The 18,518-nt window shown below is 31.8% G+C and carries 24 protein-coding genes and 1 pseudogene; 6 read left to right on the forward strand and 19 right to left on the reverse strand.

What is annotated here, in order from left to right; genetic code table 11:
• Nucleotides 1-148 precede the first annotated feature (148 nt).
• The gene (locus QQM35_RS01260) at nucleotides 149-838 is read left to right on the forward strand and encodes an MOSC domain-containing protein (protein ID WP_251517771.1); all 690 of its coding nucleotides are present in this window, start codon (nucleotides 149-151) and stop codon (nucleotides 836-838) included.
• Between the two features lie 94 nt (nucleotides 839-932).
• Here QQM35_RS01260 and QQM35_RS01265 read toward each other — a convergent pair whose 3' ends face one another.
• Entirely contained in the window at nucleotides 933-1,943 is a 1,011-nt protein-coding gene (locus QQM35_RS01265; protein WP_342610434.1) for an aldose epimerase family protein, read from the reverse strand.
• A gap of 400 nt (nucleotides 1,944-2,343) precedes the next feature.
• Between QQM35_RS01265 and QQM35_RS01270 the strand changes: the two genes are divergently transcribed.
• Nucleotides 2,344-2,508, forward strand: a complete 165-nt coding sequence (locus tag QQM35_RS01270) for a hypothetical protein (protein WP_251517766.1) — start codon at nucleotides 2,344-2,346, stop codon at nucleotides 2,506-2,508.
• 107 nt (nucleotides 2,509-2,615) lie between these two features.
• Here QQM35_RS01270 and QQM35_RS01275 read toward each other — a convergent pair whose 3' ends face one another.
• Together QQM35_RS01275 and QQM35_RS01280 are read right to left on the reverse strand one after the other, a co-directional pair.
• On the reverse strand, nucleotides 2,616-3,854 hold the full coding sequence (locus QQM35_RS01275; protein WP_251517764.1) for an ABC transporter permease: 1,239 nt from the start codon (nucleotides 3,852-3,854) through the stop codon (nucleotides 2,616-2,618).
• Nucleotides 3,847-4,746: an ABC transporter ATP-binding protein gene (locus QQM35_RS01280; protein ID WP_251517761.1), complete on the reverse strand. Its 900-nt coding sequence runs from the start codon at nucleotides 4,744-4,746 to the stop codon at nucleotides 3,847-3,849. The genes QQM35_RS01275 and QQM35_RS01280 overlap by 8 nt, the downstream gene beginning before the upstream one ends.
• A 184-nt stretch (nucleotides 4,747-4,930) precedes the next feature.
• Between QQM35_RS01280 and QQM35_RS01285 the strand changes: the two are divergent.
• A pseudogene (locus tag QQM35_RS01285) lies at nucleotides 4,931-6,301 on the forward strand (ribulokinase); the annotation flags it as partial.
• A gap of 321 nt (nucleotides 6,302-6,622) precedes the next feature.
• Here QQM35_RS01285 and QQM35_RS01290 read toward each other — a convergent pair.
• From QQM35_RS01290 to QQM35_RS01360, 15 genes are all read right to left on the reverse strand, one after another.
• Nucleotides 6,623-6,946: a transcriptional regulator gene (locus QQM35_RS01290; protein WP_251519053.1), complete on the reverse strand. Its 324-nt coding sequence runs from the start codon at nucleotides 6,944-6,946 to the stop codon at nucleotides 6,623-6,625.
• A gap of 201 nt (nucleotides 6,947-7,147) precedes the next feature.
• The gene (locus QQM35_RS01295) at nucleotides 7,148-7,699 is read right to left on the reverse strand and encodes a terminase small subunit (protein ID WP_251517758.1); all 552 of its coding nucleotides are present in this window, start codon (nucleotides 7,697-7,699) and stop codon (nucleotides 7,148-7,150) included.
• Between the two features lie 49 nt (nucleotides 7,700-7,748).
• Nucleotides 7,749-7,961, reverse strand: a complete 213-nt coding sequence (locus tag QQM35_RS01300; RefSeq protein WP_251517755.1) for a hypothetical protein — start codon at nucleotides 7,959-7,961, stop codon at nucleotides 7,749-7,751.
• Between the two features lie 2 nt (nucleotides 7,962-7,963).
• Complete coding sequence (locus QQM35_RS01305; RefSeq protein ID WP_342610435.1) at nucleotides 7,964-8,557, reverse strand: pathogenicity island protein; 594 nt, start codon at nucleotides 8,555-8,557, stop codon at nucleotides 7,964-7,966.
• 16 nt (nucleotides 8,558-8,573) lie between these two features.
• Nucleotides 8,574-8,924 carry an HK97-gp10 family putative phage morphogenesis protein gene (locus tag QQM35_RS01310; RefSeq protein ID WP_251517749.1) on the reverse strand — a complete coding sequence of 117 codons (351 nt, stop codon included), beginning with the start codon at nucleotides 8,922-8,924 and terminating at the stop codon, nucleotides 8,574-8,576.
• Entirely contained in the window at nucleotides 8,925-9,455 is a 531-nt protein-coding gene (locus QQM35_RS01315; protein ID WP_342610436.1) for a hypothetical protein, read from the reverse strand.
• A 10-nt stretch (nucleotides 9,456-9,465) separates the two neighbouring features.
• Nucleotides 9,466-9,804 (reverse strand): pathogenicity island protein, encoded by a 339-nt coding sequence (locus QQM35_RS01320; protein ID WP_251517738.1) that lies wholly within the window; start codon nucleotides 9,802-9,804, stop codon nucleotides 9,466-9,468.
• Nucleotides 9,805-10,196: 392 nt separating this feature from the next.
• Nucleotides 10,197-10,832: a hypothetical protein gene (locus tag QQM35_RS01325; RefSeq protein ID WP_342610437.1), complete on the reverse strand. Its 636-nt coding sequence runs from the start codon at nucleotides 10,830-10,832 to the stop codon at nucleotides 10,197-10,199.
• A gap of 245 nt (nucleotides 10,833-11,077) precedes the next feature.
• Entirely contained in the window at nucleotides 11,078-11,905 is an 828-nt protein-coding gene (locus QQM35_RS01330; RefSeq protein ID WP_342610438.1) for a bifunctional DNA primase/polymerase, read from the reverse strand.
• Nucleotides 11,906-12,197: 292 nt separating this feature from the next.
• The gene (locus QQM35_RS01335) at nucleotides 12,198-13,811 is read right to left on the reverse strand and encodes a phage resistance protein (protein ID WP_342610439.1); all 1,614 of its coding nucleotides are present in this window, start codon (nucleotides 13,809-13,811) and stop codon (nucleotides 12,198-12,200) included.
• Nucleotides 13,812-13,882: 71 nt separating this feature from the next.
• The gene (locus tag QQM35_RS01340; RefSeq protein WP_342610440.1) at nucleotides 13,883-14,206 is read right to left on the reverse strand and encodes a DUF1474 family protein; all 324 of its coding nucleotides are present in this window, start codon (nucleotides 14,204-14,206) and stop codon (nucleotides 13,883-13,885) included.
• Between the two features lie 15 nt (nucleotides 14,207-14,221).
• Nucleotides 14,222-14,590 (reverse strand): hypothetical protein, encoded by a 369-nt coding sequence (locus tag QQM35_RS01345; protein ID WP_342610442.1) that lies wholly within the window; start codon nucleotides 14,588-14,590, stop codon nucleotides 14,222-14,224.
• Nucleotides 14,574-14,738: a hypothetical protein gene (locus tag QQM35_RS01350; RefSeq protein WP_342610443.1), complete on the reverse strand. Its 165-nt coding sequence runs from the start codon at nucleotides 14,736-14,738 to the stop codon at nucleotides 14,574-14,576. Before QQM35_RS01350 ends, QQM35_RS01345 begins: the two co-directional genes overlap by 17 nt.
• Complete coding sequence (locus tag QQM35_RS01355) at nucleotides 14,738-15,010, reverse strand: helix-turn-helix domain-containing protein (protein WP_342610444.1); 273 nt, start codon at nucleotides 15,008-15,010, stop codon at nucleotides 14,738-14,740. The genes QQM35_RS01350 and QQM35_RS01355 overlap by 1 nt, the downstream gene beginning before the upstream one ends.
• A gap of 35 nt (nucleotides 15,011-15,045) precedes the next feature.
• A complete protein-coding gene (locus QQM35_RS01360) occupies nucleotides 15,046-15,249 on the reverse strand; it encodes a helix-turn-helix transcriptional regulator (RefSeq protein ID WP_342610445.1) in 204 nt (67 codons plus the stop codon).
• Nucleotides 15,250-15,355: 106 nt separating this feature from the next.
• On the opposite strand from QQM35_RS01360, the gene QQM35_RS01365 reads away from it, so the two are divergent.
• The 3 genes from QQM35_RS01365 to QQM35_RS01375 all read left to right on the forward strand — a co-directional run bounded on the left by QQM35_RS01365 (nucleotide 15,356) and on the right by QQM35_RS01375 (nucleotide 17,860).
• A complete protein-coding gene (locus QQM35_RS01365; RefSeq protein WP_342610446.1) occupies nucleotides 15,356-16,261 on the forward strand; it encodes a helix-turn-helix transcriptional regulator in 906 nt (301 codons plus the stop codon).
• A 6-nt stretch (nucleotides 16,262-16,267) separates the two neighbouring features.
• Nucleotides 16,268-17,479, forward strand: a complete 1,212-nt coding sequence (locus tag QQM35_RS01370) for a tyrosine-type recombinase/integrase (protein ID WP_251517704.1) — start codon at nucleotides 16,268-16,270, stop codon at nucleotides 17,477-17,479.
• Nucleotides 17,480-17,569: 90 nt separating this feature from the next.
• Nucleotides 17,570-17,860 carry a hypothetical protein gene (locus QQM35_RS01375; RefSeq protein WP_425356335.1) on the forward strand — a complete coding sequence of 97 codons (291 nt, stop codon included), beginning with the start codon at nucleotides 17,570-17,572 and terminating at the stop codon, nucleotides 17,858-17,860.
• Between the two features lie 33 nt (nucleotides 17,861-17,893).
• On the opposite strand, the gene QQM35_RS01380 is transcribed toward QQM35_RS01375, so the two are convergent.
• Nucleotides 17,894-18,475 (reverse strand): DUF805 domain-containing protein, encoded by a 582-nt coding sequence (locus QQM35_RS01380; protein ID WP_251517702.1) that lies wholly within the window; start codon nucleotides 18,473-18,475, stop codon nucleotides 17,894-17,896.
• Nucleotides 18,476-18,518 lie beyond the last annotated feature (43 nt).

An 18,518-nucleotide genomic window follows, 5' to 3' on the forward strand; every position in this document is an offset into this window, starting at 1 on the left:
CTACCCCTTTACACACTTATATTTACTATCATTGTACATGACTTTAAGTAAAATACATAGCTTAAAAAAACAGATTTATCTTTGGATATTTATCAAGTTTATTCTGTTAATTATGATAAAATAATTAACAATAGGAGGGGAAATCATCATGGAAACATATCAATTAATAGCTATCACAACTGGCAAAGTTGAATCGTTAGATTATAGTAAAAAGAGACCTATGCGTTCTGCTTTAAACAAAGAAAAGTTTAACGATAAAATGTATTTAACTCACACAGGTTTTACGGAAGATGAGCAGGAATATAAAGATCATGGTGGACCTGAAAAAGCAGTTTGCTTATACAGTAAAAACAACTATAAACTTTGGGAAAATGACCTCAATGTGTTACCTGAATACGCAATGTTTGGTGAAAACCTAACTGCACAAGACATCGATGAACAGAAAATTCACTTTGGTGACCAGTTTCAACTCGGTGAAGCAATCATTGAAGTTTCCGAAATTCGCGAACCGTGCTGGAAGATTCAAGCTAAATATCAAATCCCAGACCTTGTGAAACGTATGTCCCAATCTGGTAGAACTGGATTCTATTTTAGAGTAGTGAAAGAAGGTTATGTAAATCAAACCGACGATTTAACACTTATCAAACAGGCTGAACCAGAAACGGCACTCACTGTGTTTGAATTGAATGATATTTATTATAACGATAAGAAAAATATCGAACGTTTACAGTACGCATTAAATAATCCATATCTTACTGACGCTAGAAAGGAAAAATTGCAAAAGTTTCTCAATCGTGCGATTAAAATCTCAGAAAAAAATAAAGAATCACTAAGTTAATATATCTTTCTATTTAAAAAGTGCGATTCAGGTCAATTACAAGATTGCCTAAATCGCACTTTTAATACGTCGGTTTTATCACCAAATGTATGTATTATTTTTCGTTTATTTGAAATACTGTTTTTGAATAAAAAGGTGAATTAGCCTTTAAAATTGACGATGCCTGATCACCATATAAATTAATGTCATTAGGCATACACTGTGTCTCTAAAGTAAAACCTGAATGCGGTTTATAAATATTAAAATCGCTTTCCCATGACTTCGGATGATTGAAAGTAAACATAACCACATTAGGCATGTCTGTTTCTACGGAAAGCATAAAATGATCATTTTCTATCGTCATATAACCATTATGAATATCAAAAGGATGATCCAAACCACCGAATTGTGCCATCTGTTGTTTAATTTCTGGGTAATCACTTTCGAATATATCCTTTAATTGTACTTTATCTGATTCATATACATTGATTAAATCTATCGGTGTTGTGTCAGTCACAATATTATTTTCTGCTAATGGATACATTTTTAATGCTTCACTACTAATAAAGTGATTATCCACTACTTTATTATCACGGTTTAAATTAAAATATACATGATTCATTGGGTTAAAGAGTGTTGTTTCTGAAGCAGTTGCTTTATACTCAATTGTCCATCTATGGTTAACATCATAAGTATGAATAACTTCCAATTGAATATCACCTGGGAAATAATCATCCTTATTCTTGATTTGCGTTTTGAAAACAATTTGTATTTGACCCACTTGTTCTTTAATCTCATAATCAAAGAATCTATCATCTAAACCATTCGGTCCGCCATGTAAATTATTCTCACCATCATTTTTAGGTAGTTCGTATGTTTTTCCATCTAACTCAAACGTGGCGTTAGCAATTCGCCCACCATAACGCCCTACCGTTGCACCAAACTTAAATGGATTTTCAAAGTAAAATTCATCTGCCTCAACTACATTTCCTAGAACTATCAGGTTATCATCAAATTTCCATGAAACGATGCGCGCACCATAATTAGAAAAGACGATTTTCGTTTCTTCATTATCAATTTTAATTAAATCAATATCATTACTTTGTTTTTCTACCTTCGCAATCATTGACATTACTCCCTTTCAAATCAAACGCTTAAAAAGACATATTAAAATGCATCATTCAATAACAATGACATCGTTTTTATAATAAATATCTACTCTACAAGCGTAATAAGCGCCTAAACTCTAGCATGTTTTCTTCTTTTGTTGTTAACTCAACTTTTATGTCCCCTACTATAATCATTAACATTCCAACTATCTGTCTACTATCAAACGTCCCTAAATATAGACTGATATTTCTCCCTATATACTATATATCGTCTCTACTATTGTAACAATTTCTTCAAAAAGTTTTCTATAGTAATTCTTAAATTTTAACAAACAATCTGCAAAAATGTTACCTGTAAATAAGGTGTACATTTCACCTTAGCAGTATGATAGCCTAATAATTAAAGGGGGCATTAAAGTGAAAGTATTAGCTATAACTTTAGGTATTTTAGTTATACTCGCGTGGGTATTCGTATTCTTCATATATCGTCAAGGTAAAGAATCAACGCCACAATCACAAAGCGTTATGCTTGTTGCTTGTTTACTATCGATTCTTTTGACCATTTTACAGTTTTTCGATTAGTACATACTATCACTGATTCAAAATAGTAAAAAAAGAGGGATAGAAATCTAAATGCCATGATTTCTATCCCTTTTCATATATTTGATATCTGTTTTTATACATGCAACTTAACTTTTTTTGAAAATACGTCTCATCGATTTAAAGAAACTTTGATCAAAGTTTAAGATTGAATCTTTATAACTTCGTACGGCTAACCACACTAAGATGATAATGGTGATGATTGAAAGTAAGAAACTTAGTATAAATTCCCAAATGGCTACATCTGGTGACGAAGCCCTTACGAACATGACGAAAGGCGATACAAACGGTATAAAACTCGCAACTTTAGTAAAAATGGTTTCTGACTGCATTAAACTGTATAACGCAATGTAAAATGCGATCATACTTAACAATGTCATCGGCATTAAAGTTTGACTAATGTCCTCAATGCGTGCAGTAATTGAACCGAGTATTGCTGCTAAAAATACATACGTCAATATACCGAGTATTAAGGATATTATTCCAACTATCGCAATTTGTAGTGTGAGCCCATTAGGTTCTAATTTGAATCCCTTTAACATCTTTTTAATGTCAAAAACGAAGAAACAGATTAATCCAGCCACAATAAAAATTAATATTTGAGTTAGTGCAACGGAAACAACACCAAGCACTTTTGCAAATAAATGTTTAATCGGTGACACACTCGTTATAATCATTTCGATGACACGAGAAGTTTTTTCTGTAGCAATTTCCATCGCGACTTGATTTCCATAATTCAATATAATGAAAAACATCAACATGACACCAATATAAATAATAATCATATTAAAACCTTTTTCAGACGCATTCAGTTGTGACTGCTTACCATGCTTTGTAATCACTTCAGAATCCACAGCACTATGACTTTGTAGTTGTTTCAAATCCTGTGGTGATAGTTTTAAATCATGTGCAACAATTTGTGTCTGCATCGTGGTTAATACACTTTTTAGCTTTTGTTTATCTTCGTTTGATACTGTATCACGACTTAAAATCTTAGCAGATAACTGATTTTTATCTTTTATTTTTATAATATAAGCACGATCTAGTTTTTCATTTTTGACCAATCGATGTGCTTTTTTGTCAGAAACCTTTTTGAAAGAAGCATCATCATATAGCTTACTGCCTTGTGATTTTAGCGTTTTATAAATTTGCTCGTTGTTCGTAACAACACCAATTTTGTCGTTACCTCCATCGAACAAGTCTACAATTTTATTAATATTAGCTCCTAAAATCATGAGCAAAATGACAATAACAGTAAATATCATAAATGCTTTCGTTTTAATTTTATTTTTATAAGTTAATCCAAAAGTAGCAAGAAATTTACTCATGCGCCCCACCTACTTTCTCAATAAATATTTCGTTCAGTGATGGCTCACGAACTTGGAATCGTTTTACAAATCCATAATTAGTTACAATTTCATAAATACGTTCAGCAACTTCTTCAGATTCTATCAATACTTCGATTTCCCTTTTCGTGCGTTTAATGTTTAAAATACCTTCTAAATCTTCAATTTCTTTCATTTCGTAATCTGTTTCAATAATGACATTTTTCTTATCATGATTCGCTTTAACTTGGTCAATGGGCCCTGATACAACTAATTCGCCTTTATCTAATATACACACATCATCACAAAGTTCTTCAACATGTTCCATACGATGAGAACTATAAATAATAGTTGTACCCTTATCGTTTAAGTCTTTAACCGCAGACTTAAGTAATGCTACATTTACAGGATCCAATCCGCTAAAAGGTTCATCTAAAATCAATAACTCTGGTTGGTGTAACATACTTGCCAGTAACTGTATCTTCTGTTGATTACCTTTAGATAATGAATCTATTTTTTTATTTCTATTTTCTTCAATACCAAAACGTTTGAGCCAATAATCGATATTTTCATTTATTTCTGTGGCATTCATCCCTTTTAACTTAGCAAGATATCGCAACTCATCGTAGACTTTCATTTTAGGATGCAACCCGCGTTCTTCAGGTAAATAACCAATTCTATTATGTATCGTTTTATTTATAGGACGGTTGTTATATGTAATCGTGCCATCAGTAATAGGTGTCAAACCTAATATCATTCTAAATGTCGTTGTCTTACCTGCCCCATTTCTTCCCAAAAATCCAAGCATTTTCCCTTTTTCTAACGATAATGAAATATCATTAACTGCCGTAAAATTTTTATACTTTTTTGTGACATGATTGATTTGCAAAGACATTAAAATCACCCCTTAACTAAATTCAACACTTCAGTTAGACCAATCATATCATTAAATAATGTACTATAACGATATGATTCGAAAATTATAAAAAAACTCTCAAAAATACGTATACTTTACAACCTCAAAGGATAGAACTATGATATTTGTAACTATAATAATCAAAGTAATTAGGGGGATTTAAATGAGTTACAGTATTGGTATAGATTTTGGTACTTTATCAGGTCGTGTCTTTTTAGTAGATACTGACGATGGTAGTATTGTCTCCTCATATGAGAAAGATTATCCACATGGCACAATTTCAGAGCAACTCAATGGCTCGCCTTTACCCCATAACTATTTTCTCCAAAACGCGACAGATTATACTTTAATTCTTGAAGAAGGCATCAAAAATGTTATAGAACAAAGCAAAGTAGATACAGATAATATCATCGGAATAGGTATAGACTTTACGAGCTGTACGATTGTTTGCTTAGACGAACACTTTAAACCTATGCATACACATGACAATCTAAAAAATAACCCTCATGCTTATGTTAAATTATGGAAACACCACGGCGCTCAAGATCAAGCTTCATATATGAAAAAAATAAGTGACCAACATCAATCAAATTGGTTAGATTATTATGGTCATAATGTGAATAGCGAATGGATGGTTCCAAAAATTTTAGAAATAAAAGAACAAGCACCAGAAATATTAGAGCAGACGGCTTATATTATGGAAGCTGGGGATTATATTGTCAGTTTATTAACGGGTAACAATATACGTTCAAATTGTGGCATCGGTTTTAAAGGATTCCATAATGAAGAAACTGGATTTAATTATGACTTTTTCAAAGCAGTAGATCCAGAATTACCTGCAATTATTAAATCCAAATGTGAAGCACCTGTCATTGACATTGGTGAAAGTGCAGGCAACCTCACTCAAAGTTATCAAAATCTATGGGGATTAACGGATAAGGTACAAGTGTCACCTTATATCATCGATGCTCAATCAGGCGTGCTTGGTGTGGGTGCTATCGAACAAGGTGAATTCACTTCAGTTATAGGTACGAGCACATGCCATCTTATGCTTGACCCTAAACAAGTGCCTATCGCAGGTATCACTGGTTCTGTTAAAAATGCAATTATCCCTGGTCTGTATGCTTATGAATCAGGCCAAGCAGCGGTCGGAGATTTATTTAAATACTCTGCCAACCAAGCACCTAAATCTATCGTTGATCAAGCGAATCAGGCTAATATTTCAATATTAGAGCAGTTAGAAAAACTCGCATCAGACATAGATATTGAACAACAACATGTCACAATTTTAGATTGGCATAATGGTAATCGTAATATTTTAAATGATAGCCATTTAACAGGTAGTATCTTCGGTTTAACGCTAAATACACCTTTTGAAATGGTCCATCGTGCGTATTTAGAAGCTACGGCATATGGGACGAAAATCATTATGCAACAGTTTGAAGATAACGACGTACCTATTCATACCGTTTATGCTACAGGCGGCATACCACTAAAAAGTGAATTACTCGTTGATATTTATACAAATGTAATAATAATTATATATTGTTTTCATTCCCTAAAACTTCCATAACCTTATTAAATCAGTAATTATGTCGATTTTTAACACTGATTATTTTTCATAGGTTTGCCCTTATTTCCATTTAGGTGCCCTTTTTTCGCCCTTAAAATTCCAACTCAATACATCATCCCTTTAACACGTTAAAACGTTAACATATATCAACAGATTTCCACTTAATAAAAAAGCCACCAAATACAAAAAAATGTATTCAGTAGCAAAGCAATGCGATTTATTTATTTTTGTGTCGTGACTATATTATAACATAGTTATTTATTATAATTCTATCAATATACATTAAACATATCCAATATTCTCAGCTAATTGAAATATCAATGCATTACGTCGCCTTAATATACTTGTTTTACTCGTACCAAAGTAATCAGCGATATCAACCCATTCATTGCAACCAATGGGACATTCCCAGTATCTTAATCGCATCATGTCTAATGTATCATCGTCAGATTCTTTTATTATCTTATCCATGCCCTCAACAACATTCTTAAGATTGGCCTTGCGTTTATCATCTTCATGCGTCGTTGCAAGCTCTATTCTATACTGTTCTACATGCTTAATATAATCCTCTAACTTCCTTATATCGTATTTCTCAATAGTTATCATCATTAGCCCCCACATTGATTATATTCACACTATTATTATATCAGTGAGAACGGTATATAACACTTTACTACCCTATGTATCACTTAAACTAATTTCGATGCACGAGAGAGGCTCTCTCAGAACACAAATAACCCCACCTAACTTAATAGATGGGGAAATAAGTATTATTGAAAGTTATTACTTTAGAAAATAGTGTAACAGTTAATTATTATCAGGTATATCATCTATAATTTTCGTAGCATTAGGATAAGTGTTATCTATTTGTTTTTCATATTCTTCGTCCCATTCTCCTATGCTTATTAAAATAGGTGTATCGCCTTGAATTTCTTTTTTATCCGTATATAAAGCGTGGTACTTCCCAAGCAACTCAAGGGCTCTATTACGGTCTGATAATTTAGCAGGGACTTCAATTTTTTCAATATGGTCATTATACACTATCTCTGATTTTTTCGTGGTTGGATTCTCCATAAATTCCCCTTTTCGCAATACAAAGGCTCTTGTGTCCATTGTTTCGCCGACTGCTGTACGTGATAGCAAATAAAGGACTGCATTAGCTTGTAAGATATCTTCATTTATCATTTTTTCTTTATGCTCATTAATGAAGTCTTTAACCTTATCCGTATGCAATAACCTACTTCCTGAAACTCTAGCAGTGTTTTCGCTGTACCCTGCCTTAATTGCTGATTGGGTTGCATTGAACGTCTTAAGATACTCAACAGCAAATTTTTCTTGCCTATTCGTTAATTTTGCCATATCAATCACCTCACAGAAAAAGGGTAGGTATGGCCTACCCTCGTCATGTTTATTTTACAATGCGATTTTTATTCGCTAATTCTTTCAAGTTTTTTTGACCCTTACCATTTCCGATTGCTTTCTTACTAAGTTGCACACTTTTTTTAATATCTGAGTTCACTGAATTTTTGATTGCTGTGGCTAGTTCTTCATCAATAAGCTCACTATCTAATAACTTATTAATTGTTTTATCTGTGTTGTTCATTCTAATGATTTCCGTCATGGTTACACCCCTTTTTTAAATTGAAGTTTATTATTTTTCATATTGATAAATGGTAAATCTGCACCTTTATTTATATAGTCACTGTAATAACCCTCTCTAAAGTATGGGTTTAATTCACGTCTTAATGATTCTTTTTCGTGGATATGTTCGTGATTGTATAATAAAACAAATTCACGGTGCTCATCTCTGTAACGTTCATTAATGTCATTCACTTTGTCCATCAATGCGTTATATTCTTCAACAACGTCTTGTAACTTGTTTAACACGTCTTGTTTTTCATCATTGTATAAATGTGGTAATTCGGCCTGATGTTTAATTAATTCAACCGTTTTTCTATCTCTAGCCTCTTGTGACACTTCTTTTTTCATGTTTAAACGTTTTGTCATTGCTTTAATTTTATCATCATTGTTTGCAATCGTTGAATAAAGTTTATCAGCCTCATCATCTTCACCATTAGCAACTAATCGCTTATATTCTTGTTGGTTCTGGTCGTTCTCTTTTCTCAAGCTATTGCGTTCTTGCTCAAGGTTTGCAATGTTTTGAGTTTGGTTATTTACAAATTCATCATACTCATCAAATAAATGTTGCGTTTTCACTGTATTACCTCCTAGATTAACCGAATATTTTTTTGAAATCAGATTGAATACTTTTTTGTATCTTTTGATAAGCTGGGAACATAAATGTTTCTGGTTCCATGTATCTTGTCCCATATTCAAGATATGCTGAATAATGTGCGTTTGAGGTTACTTCATAATTTAGATGACCTGATTTAGTATCTTCAATCATTCGGGCAAGGGTACCCGTCCAATAACCTTTGTTCATGACACTTTTAGCATTCTTTTGAGCCTCAATCGTTAATTCTCTGGCATTACGTTCTAATATTTCATCAGCATCATCATCGACACTATTAAGCATAGAATCTAAATGATTAATTAAACCATCAAAGCTATTACTTTTACCCATTTAATAAGCTACCTCTTTCCTGTTTTGTCTTTCTTTTTTCAATCGTTCGAGCTTTGCTCTTTTACGGGCTTTACCCCTTTCGATTCTAAGGCGTTTACGGGCTTGTATTTCGTCATTTACTGCCATGTTGCGTTGATTCCTATAATAATTCAATAAGTCCATTAAATCGTGTTTTAAACGGCTTATAACAGGGTGCGACTGTTTACCATCAGAATCAAAGAACTGTTGAATAGCATCTTTTTCAGCGTTGGTATAAGATGCTGTAGCTTTTTCTAGTAAATTTAAATGGTATTCACATTTTCGTATGTACTTTTCAAGCTTTGCTTTTTGTTCCATGATTGAGATAGCAAGATTTTCAAGGCTGAAACTCTCGTAATAAATCATTTCACTGTTAGCATCACAAACTAAATGTGGTAAGTTACGTTCATACATCGTATTAATATCGTACTGGATATCTTGTATGTGACATTCCATATAACGCCGATTGAATCGGGTTAATAGTTCATAATCACTTAAAACCATTAAATCCACCAGCTCCCCACTATACTACTTCCATAATCTCCATTTCTTTCAAAGCGTCATAACGTTTTAAGCTTCCATTTATTTGCACTCGAATACTTCGCATAGCCTCTTCTTTTTGCTCTGGTGTGCGTATGATGTAATAGCCTCGTGCGTACTTCTTATAACTGCAACCGATTGGATATCTGTATAGTTCCACAAGCTCATTAATAACCTGCCTAAGCCATCTTTCAGTATTTGCATTATATTCCAGACCTAAGATGTTAATGATTTTTTTATTAGTAATATATGTGTCTGGTGTATTATCAATAATATTGTAAACCTGTAAATATCTAGTAGGTACTTCTTTAGTCGTTGACAAGTAAAACACCTCCTTAATTGTGTCCTACTTTCCTCCTATTCTCCTACTTTTCGTTTTTTCTCCCTATACACTAATTATATAATTTTATCCACTTAATAGCAATTTATTGTTCGTATTTTTACGACACATTCAAAATGTTAACAGACATTGAATTTACTGGAATTACAATGTTAATAGAATATTGATATAAGTTTCACAGCCTCCCTCAGACTTCCATAAGTTCGTATTTTATATATTTTATTTATACAAATTGTAAAGAAAGACCTGCACAAATTAATGTACAGGCCTTAAATTGCTTAATCATCTATAATATATTTATCCCATTCCTTTATTTGCTTGATGTTCAACATTAATTGGCAAACATTTATATTCACTCATATAATCTTACTTCCTTACATGGTCTTGTTTGCGTTTTTAAGTTCCATCAATGTACTTTTAAGCTTTTCAAAATCCGATTCAGTTACTTCTTCATCTTGAACATAATCAGTAACTAACCTTAACGCTTGAACCACTTCTTTACTAGGGTTATTTAACGCTATAGCTGACTGGTAACACCACTCTAATACACCTATACAATCATTGATACAGCTTTGTTGTCCCTCAACTTCCTCAACATTGCATTCACGCCCAGTTAATTCAAATATATTAGCATTTTGAGTTTCGGCGATTGTTTCAAGTCCTACCAAGAAATAAACTTCTGTTAAATTATTAAAAATCCATTCTTCTAAAGTCATATCGCCACTTTCTAATTTTATCCCTGTATAGTTGTGTTCAATCGAAGTCAATAACCTTTCAATGTGTTTAATTGATGCGACTTCAAATATCTCATTGATTTTATTGTTTTTTTCCGTGTCCATTTTGGCAAATAACTTTCCGTTATTATAAATAAATAACATATTGAAAGGGTCGTTTTTCATCTTAAATTGAATCGCCTCATCATTATATTTAGATACTGCCCACATAAACAAGTTTAATACTTCGCTACCTCTATTGTTAAAATAATCATTTTCTAATTCTAATATATACATATCATAATCCTCTTTTCTTTTTTATAAATTTTAAATATTGTTTGCACCTTGCTATAATTAAATCGAAATTACCTCTAGCAATATATTTATAACTTTTACATTGTTTACTATATGGTAAATAGGTTTCACGCCATGCAACCCACTCATTATTGATTAATTCAACATATAACACTGAAACATGGCTTATTGAACAAAAATATACCTCTTCTGATATTCCAACTATTAAACCAATGTTTTTAGCTTTGTTATCTAAGTCGTGGGGTGTTTGAGTTTTTGGCACTCTCTACAGTCCTTTCCCATTGGTCTGCAGTCAATACATCGCCATTCTTATTATCTCCTATCAATATGCGTAAGGGTTCGATATCAACATTATATTGAACAGCGTAAGATACTGCTTTGAAGAGGTCATCATTTCTAAAACTACTAGTACCTTCTATAATACGTTTATAAGCTCGTTTCCCTTCTCCTCCTTTACCACCTCCTTTAAAGTCCGTAAAATCGTAATGAGGTAGTACATTATTAACTGAGAATCGCTCCATTAATTGTTTTTCATAATTGCCCCGTTTAGAAAAAATACGCTTTTCAAACTTTCCATTATAATGTGTAACATCGTTTCCATTATGCGTGTAAGTACCCTTGTTTGTGCGACTGCCAGCAAGTACAAAATAGGTATTATAATGAGCTTTGATATCAACAGAAGGTAAGTAATTGATTTTCTGACTATATTTGATATCATTTCGCTTTTTAAATATGACGTGCTTACCTCCACTCGCTGTTGTTTGTACTAACGTATTATTCATATTGTTAACAAACTCATCGTAATAAGGTATTTCTTTGAGGCTATCGAACCCATTTTCATTATCTGTATGATTAACATCAATATCGACACACCATAAACCACGAGCAAGAACACCAAGTACATGCGTACTTTCATATAAGTGTTGATTACTCTCAATAAACTGTGAATCTATCTCGATATCCTTAAAGGCTACTATGGGTTTTTTATATACATCTAAGGGTATAATTTGAATTTCTTTATTTAATAAATGTTTTGCAACATGATAACCTGACAAATTTTTGCACCTCCTAATTAGAAGGTAACCCTTGTACCCCTATTTTTTTCCTACATACCTACTACCAATTTACTTAATAAAAATCTGTATACTTTTCAAATAAGGTTATAAGGGTTACAAGCTGTTATCATCGAATTTATAAAGGTTACCTAAGGGTTACCTAAGGGTTACCGTAACCCTTCTTTTTAATTTTGGTGTACTATTACACTTTTGAATAATGGTTACATAGGTTACCGAGAAAAAAATTTAAACTTTATAAGGGTTACCTAAGGGTTACTTAAGGGTTACCAATTTATGATTCTTTTAGTAATTTTAATGCAAGGTTAAAAAGAACAGGGTTACCAATTAGATGTACTTTCGCATTAATTCCTTCAATCTTTTTTTGTTTATTGACCACAACACCGATTTTTTTCATATCTTCTTTAGCTCGCTTATTTTTCAAGTTTTTATAATCTTCTTCAATCAAAGGTCGTAATGTTTCATCTCCGGCAGGGATAAAACCTTGTTTTGCTAATGTCTGTAAAATAACAATCTGTGTTTCAGTTAAATCATCTTCACTAAAGTAATTTTTTAATGTTACATGATTAAAAATGAATTCTTTTCCAATCTCTTTAAGGTATTCTAAACTTGCAATCAAAAATGATACTGAGGCTATTTCTGAATTTTCATTATTCGGTTTAATAAAATCCCAATATGGTTTAAATATCTTGTGTCTTTCGTCTACAGTTTCATCTTTCGGTCTGTCTTTAAATGCAATTTTTACAGTTCGGGAAGTATTAGCAGTTATTTCCCCAGTATCTACACTTTCATTAGTATCTAATATAAGAACTGAACTATTATCAAACTTATATGAATTACTCCCGATACCTCTACCAGTAATCGTTTCACCAGTCGCTATTTTTCTTAATATACGCATCATTTTCGGGGAAATTTCTCCCGTTTCATTAGCGTGAGCTACATCAGTTCCGTAAAATTTCAACCATTCGTTAGAGGCCTCAAAGCCACCAGCTAATAAACTATCAAAGTTAACACGATTGACCTTCAATAACTTTTTTAATGTTTCTATAAATAATCCTTTTCCAGTTCGTCCGAAATCTTTAAGTAAGAACCATTTTTCTGCATGAATAAGGTTCATTTTACGAAACATCGCATAGGCGTGTAATAGCCTTACATTGTTTTTACTCTCTTCGCTATCAGTAAATGAATCAAAGAAATCTTTGACTATGCTAGTATTGATGTCTTTTTTATCCACATCGTATTTCAAGGCATATAATTCTTTCGGTTTCGGTGTATGTTTTTTGTATTCTAATGAATCACAATTATAAATCCAGTCATTACCAGCAAACGAATATTGCAATATCTTATAATCATGCTCATCGCTGAAATGCTCTTGATATATTTCAATCATAATTTTTAAAAAATCATCTATCTGATGTTTCTTGTCTACTGGATAATTTAGTAAAAAACTAGTTTCGTCTACTTTTTCGTAGGTGTTATTCTTCGCTATAACAAAACATTGCAACACTTTTGAAAAAACAACTTTATGTGTCATTAAATCAACGATAAATCTAGCGTAGTTGTTAAATCTACTATTTTTAAATGTTGCTTTCTTTTCATCATTGCCATCTTGTTCAACATTTTTAGTGTTCACTTGCCCATAAACACACCCAATGTTTTTAGGAATTATGATATAATCTATAGTGAGATTACTTATATAATCCCCGTAATCTGATTTTTCTGTGTGGTAAACGTTGCCCAAATTATTAAATATTTGTTTTTCTGAACTAATAGACGCAAAATGTATTCGCTTGCTTATTTCTTTAATTTTAGATAAGTTGGGAGAATCCACATTATCTAATGTTTGATGAAACTTAACATGTTTCTTATATAATGAAACTTCATCCATCTTCTTGCCTCCTTTTTGTACAAAGTGGAGTCATGTTACAATAATCACACCAATATACATTGGTAATTTCGTTATGCGTTATCTGATTCAGTCGCCAAACTTTCATCAGATAGCGTATTTTTTGCGTCTAATTGCTCAACGTTTTTGATAATTGCATCAAAATCATTGAGATAACTTATTAAAAGCTGTTCAGTATGATTGTGTTGTATCCTGCTTTCCTCATACGCTAATAAATAGCTTTCACTCTCTTCTTTACTTGCTATGAGTTCATCAGCAGTACAAGTATAAACATCTTCAATAAGCCATTGATGTGCTTGAACTACATCGCTAATTTTATCCTTAAGTGTTTCCAATCTAATTTTGATATTTTCTAGTTCAAAATGTGCTTGATTCATTAGGTTAACCCTCCCTTATTCATAAAAAACTAAATAGTCTTTGTGCTCTGCTTGAATCTGTTTGATTAATTTTTCAATTTCTTTCTTTGCTAAATACAAATCGTTTAAATCATCTTCACGAGCAAACTTCACAACTTCGTATTTTTTTGAATTCTGTGATAATATCATGACGTTTTTGGCAAACTCTGAATAGTTATTCATAGCTGTAAAATTCATTGCTAATTTTTCAACATCTTCATCATTCATGTCTGGGTGCGTACTTTTGATAAGAGAAAAGTCCCTAGAATATCTTTGTTCGTTCTCCATTTCTTTATCGTTTTCCATTCTATCTATATATAATTTTGCCATAATTGTTTTATAATCCTGTTTATTTAATTTCTTCATCTTCATCAATCTCCTTATTATTTAATGGTATAGCTAAAATACTTGTTAATACTTGTGTCGTAATGGCAAGGTACATGTTACTTGTGAGCAAACCTATTTCAAACGCTACAACAGTGATAAAAGCAACAGTTAATGAATAACGAACCATTATAACCACTCCTTGTTGCATTTCTTAAAATACTCCTCAAACTTTTGAATATTAATGACTTTCAATGTTGGAGAAAGATAAAAATATAAATCTTGAACTCCTTTGTTATCGTCCTCCCATTGCTTTAAATAACGTCTTACCGTACTCGTTGAAATTCCGAACACTTGCCCTAATGCTTTCGGTTGTGCGAACTTTGGATAAAATACAACTTGCTCGGGTTCGACTGCTGTATTTTGTTTTGTTGGTATATCTTGCAGTTTTGTATGTGGCATATATTTTTCCTCCTAACATAGTAATTCATAGTGAACTAACTAAAAAAAATTTCATCAATGGTAATTTTTGGAAAAAGTTTTTTTCTTAACATATCTCTAAATAAGGTCATTTCATTAATATTAAAGTTTGTTTTTCCGTTCTCTTTCATTCTGTATGACTGTGTAGATATTCCAAATTCTTCAGCCATTGAATCTTGTGTTTTTCCTAACATTTTTCGATAACCAGCTATTTTGTTCATTTTTGCCACCTCCTAAACATAGTAAAACATAGCGTTATGAAAAAGTCAACAAAAAACATAGCAAAACATAACAATATGTTATATAATCGCTTATGAGGTGATATACTTGGATAAAATTGGAGTGGGCAAAAGAATCAAAAATATACGCCTTGAACTTGGACAATCCATGACTAAATTCGGTGAAACTATTGATAAAAATAAATCTGTTAAGTCTGGCGTTGTATCAAATTGGGAAAATGGTAAGCAATTACCTAATAAAAAAAGACTTCAAAAAATTGCCGAACTTGGTAATGTAAGTGTCGATTATTTATTACATGGTTTAGATGATAAAACTCTAAAAGTCGGAAAAGAATTTTACAACCATTTAATAGATATGTATCCAAATACTACGCATGACGGTAAGGCATTACGCTTTTTTGACGTAAATAAAAGAAATGACTTGATTATAAGAGGTATAAACGCAGTTTTTAATGACCCTCTATATAGTGAGGAAGTACATACGATAGATGATATTGATGGACTATTTAATTATTGTTGGCCTATGCTAAACATATTTGTAAATGAATACGAACGTGAACACATATCTAATCCAAACCTAATACATTCAATTAGGCGTAAGGTTCTGCAAATTTTAAGAGATTTAGAAAAATATGACAGTGAAAAGAAAATAATGACGATTGAACCAAATACAAATAAGTTCCCTGAATTAAGCGATTCAATTATAAATGTGAATGCTATAAATAATTTAGACCCAAATCTATTAAAAGATATGCATGATTTATTTACTAATTTATATAGAATTTTAGATAAATATGAAATGAAATACCCCGATTTAGATACATTAAAAGACTACCCACAATTTTATGAAATAAGAGAAAATAACACTAAAAAATTATTCACTAACGATTTAATTAAAACAATTCAGCTAAGTAAATCGCAAGATATTGAATCATTTATAACTAAAAACATCGACGATATTCTAAGAGAATACCAAACGAATAGAAAGGAGTGATTATAAATGTGGTATGAGGAATACACCGATAAACATGGCCAACTTAAATATCGGTTTTATGAGAAGTATAAAGACCCCTACACAGATAAATGGCGACGGGTTTGCGTCAATATGAATAAAAAGGGTAAGCAATCACAAAAAGAGGCTCAGAGACGCTTAAATGAGCGTATAGAGGCTAAGATTAAGGATAAAACACCGAACAACATTAAAACTTTAACATTTCATCAGTTATGTGATGAGTGGTTAGATACGTATAAAAAAACTTCTGGTGCAAAACAAACAACGATTGTTTTAAGAAAATGTAACATTAAATTTATAAAAAAATATATCCCTAAAGATGTTCTAGTAAAGAATATTAATAATGTGATATTACAAGAATTTATTGATGAGGCTCATAAAGAAGTCTCGCATGCTTATTTAACGCATAACTGGTCAACAGTTAAAAACATATTAAATTATGCTAAAAATCACTATGACATTAATAATATTGACTTTATAGATAGAGTTATCATACCTAAAAAAGCTAAATCTAGGGAAGAAATAAAAGCAAAACGTGAGAATTATCTGGAAAAGCATGAGATTGATAAACTTGTAGAAAATATTTATAATTCGATTGATGAAACTGATGTAAAAGCAAATAAACAAAACCTATTAATGACATCATATATTGTTGAATTTTTAGCATTAAACGGTATGCGTGTAGGCGAACTGTTAGCAATACAACCTAAGAACATAGATTTTAAAAATAAAACGCTTGAGATTGATGGAACGATACATTGGACAAAACAAGGCAATGGATACGGAATCAAAGATACAACTAAAACCGAATCTTCTTATAGAACCATTTCTTTAACTTCAAGAAGTTGCGACATACTAAAAAAAGCAATGTTACAAAATAAAAAGCTAGCTCAATGGGAACCAAAATATAACGATAGAGGTTTTATATTTACAAACATAAAAGGTAATCCTCTAAATACAGTTTCAATAAATAAAATTGTTCAGAAATCTGCAAAAAACGTATGCATTAAAAAGCATATATCCAGTCACTCCATGCGTCACAGCCACATCTCTATGCTTTCACAATTAGGTGTGTCATTAAAAGCTATTATGGAACGTGTCGGACACACCGACCATAATACAACTTTAAAAATTTATTCTCATGTTACTGAACAAATGGATAAAGACATGATGAATAAATTAGAAAAAATAAGCAAATAAATAAGGACAGAAATTGCAAAACTTTCACAAGTTGCCCTTTTTCTGCCCTTTTTTTATGTTAAAAATAACCTTAAATCGCTATAAAACCTTTTGTTAAGCCTTTTTAATTTATATCGTTATTATTCAAATGTATTAAATAAAGAAGTTGTCGTCATTGATTCTACCAACGCTACCGCTTTAGGTGCGGCAATGCTAGGTGCCACTGTAGGAGGCGCTTATAATTCTTTACGAGAAACTGTTGAGTATATGAAACAACCTGTTTATTATCGAAAGCAACCCAATCCAGATAAAGTCACAGCCTATCAAAAACAGTTCGAACGTTACAAAGCTCTTCACGATCTACTCGGCCAATCATATCCACATCTCTCACGATTAAAATAAAAACGGCGCATATATAAATGCACCGTTTTTTTATTAAATGTTTGAATTATACTGATTATTTACATGGTTATTTTGTGAATGATATTTTGGACTTGGACCATATTTATTATTATTAGGTTCACTGTCCAATAAAGTAATTACAAAATTATAAATGCCTAAACCTATCATAATTAAATAAATAATTAATGAAAACAAGATACTAACGACACTATTGAATTCTGGATCCATTGAAGAAATAATGATGAGAATAATGTATCCAAAAATACCTGCGCCAATACCAATTAAAGGCATAAGCATCGAACGGCCAGTATCATGAAATCTTCTCACTAATATAGAGATATTTGGAATAAATGTTGCTAATGCATACAAGATAAGGTATATCCAAGCTAAAAATAATACAATTAAACCTATCGTACCAACGCCACCATTGTTATCACCAAAACCAGCGATAGCCATAACCATTCCGATAAATATTAAGGCATAGGCTGGTATCATAAAGATTATATGCCATAGCGTCATATACCAGTATTCACTTCTACGAGAGCGTCCCTTGAAATTAACATAGTTTTGCCAGAAAAGCTTCAAAGCTTCCTTAAAACCTACTTTTTTCTCCATAAGTCCCCTACTTTTTATTTATAATTATTAGATAGTAACAATA

Origin of the sequence: Staphylococcus hsinchuensis (genome assembly GCF_038789205.1) — a bacterium.
Classification (GTDB): Bacteria; Bacillota; Bacilli; order Staphylococcales; family Staphylococcaceae; genus Staphylococcus; species Staphylococcus hsinchuensis.

Bases quoted from the DNA above. Each gene is read 5' to 3' on its own strand.
- QQM35_RS01370 (WP_251517704.1), top strand. From the start codon at position 16,268: ATGTGGTATGAGGAATACACCGATAAACATGGCCAACTTAAATATCGG.
- QQM35_RS01335 (WP_342610439.1), bottom strand. From the start codon at position 13,811: ATGGATGAAGTTTCATTATATAAGAAACATGTTAAGTTTCATCAAACA.
- QQM35_RS01290 (WP_251519053.1), bottom strand. From the start codon at position 6,946: ATGATAACTATTGAGAAATACGATATAAGGAAGTTAGAGGATTATATT.
- QQM35_RS01260 (WP_251517771.1), top strand. From the start codon at position 149: ATGGAAACATATCAATTAATAGCTATCACAACTGGCAAAGTTGAATCG.
- QQM35_RS01350 (WP_342610443.1), bottom strand. From the start codon at position 14,738: ATGGTTCGTTATTCATTAACTGTTGCTTTTATCACTGTTGTAGCGTTT.
- QQM35_RS01380 (WP_251517702.1), bottom strand. From the start codon at position 18,475: ATGGAGAAAAAAGTAGGTTTTAAGGAAGCTTTGAAGCTTTTCTGGCAA.
- QQM35_RS01280 (WP_251517761.1), bottom strand. From the start codon at position 4,746: ATGTCTTTGCAAATCAATCATGTCACAAAAAAGTATAAAAATTTTACG.
- QQM35_RS01360 (WP_342610445.1), bottom strand. From the start codon at position 15,249: ATGAACAAAATAGCTGGTTATCGAAAAATGTTAGGAAAAACACAAGAT.
- QQM35_RS01300 (WP_251517755.1), bottom strand. From the start codon at position 7,961: ATGACGGAAATCATTAGAATGAACAACACAGATAAAACAATTAATAAG.
- QQM35_RS01355 (WP_342610444.1), bottom strand. From the start codon at position 15,010: ATGCCACATACAAAACTGCAAGATATACCAACAAAACAAAATACAGCA.
- QQM35_RS01265 (WP_342610434.1), bottom strand. From the start codon at position 1,943: ATGATTGCGAAGGTAGAAAAACAAAGTAATGATATTGATTTAATTAAA.
- QQM35_RS01310 (WP_251517749.1), bottom strand. From the start codon at position 8,924: ATGGGTAAAAGTAATAGCTTTGATGGTTTAATTAATCATTTAGATTCT.
- QQM35_RS01340 (WP_342610440.1), bottom strand. From the start codon at position 14,206: ATGAATCAAGCACATTTTGAACTAGAAAATATCAAAATTAGATTGGAA.
- QQM35_RS01295 (WP_251517758.1), bottom strand. From the start codon at position 7,699: ATGGCAAAATTAACGAATAGGCAAGAAAAATTTGCTGTTGAGTATCTT.
- QQM35_RS01325 (WP_342610437.1), bottom strand. From the start codon at position 10,832: ATGTATATATTAGAATTAGAAAATGATTATTTTAACAATAGAGGTAGC.
- QQM35_RS01345 (WP_342610442.1), bottom strand. From the start codon at position 14,590: ATGAAGAAATTAAATAAACAGGATTATAAAACAATTATGGCAAAATTA.
- QQM35_RS01275 (WP_251517764.1), bottom strand. From the start codon at position 3,854: ATGAGTAAATTTCTTGCTACTTTTGGATTAACTTATAAAAATAAAATT.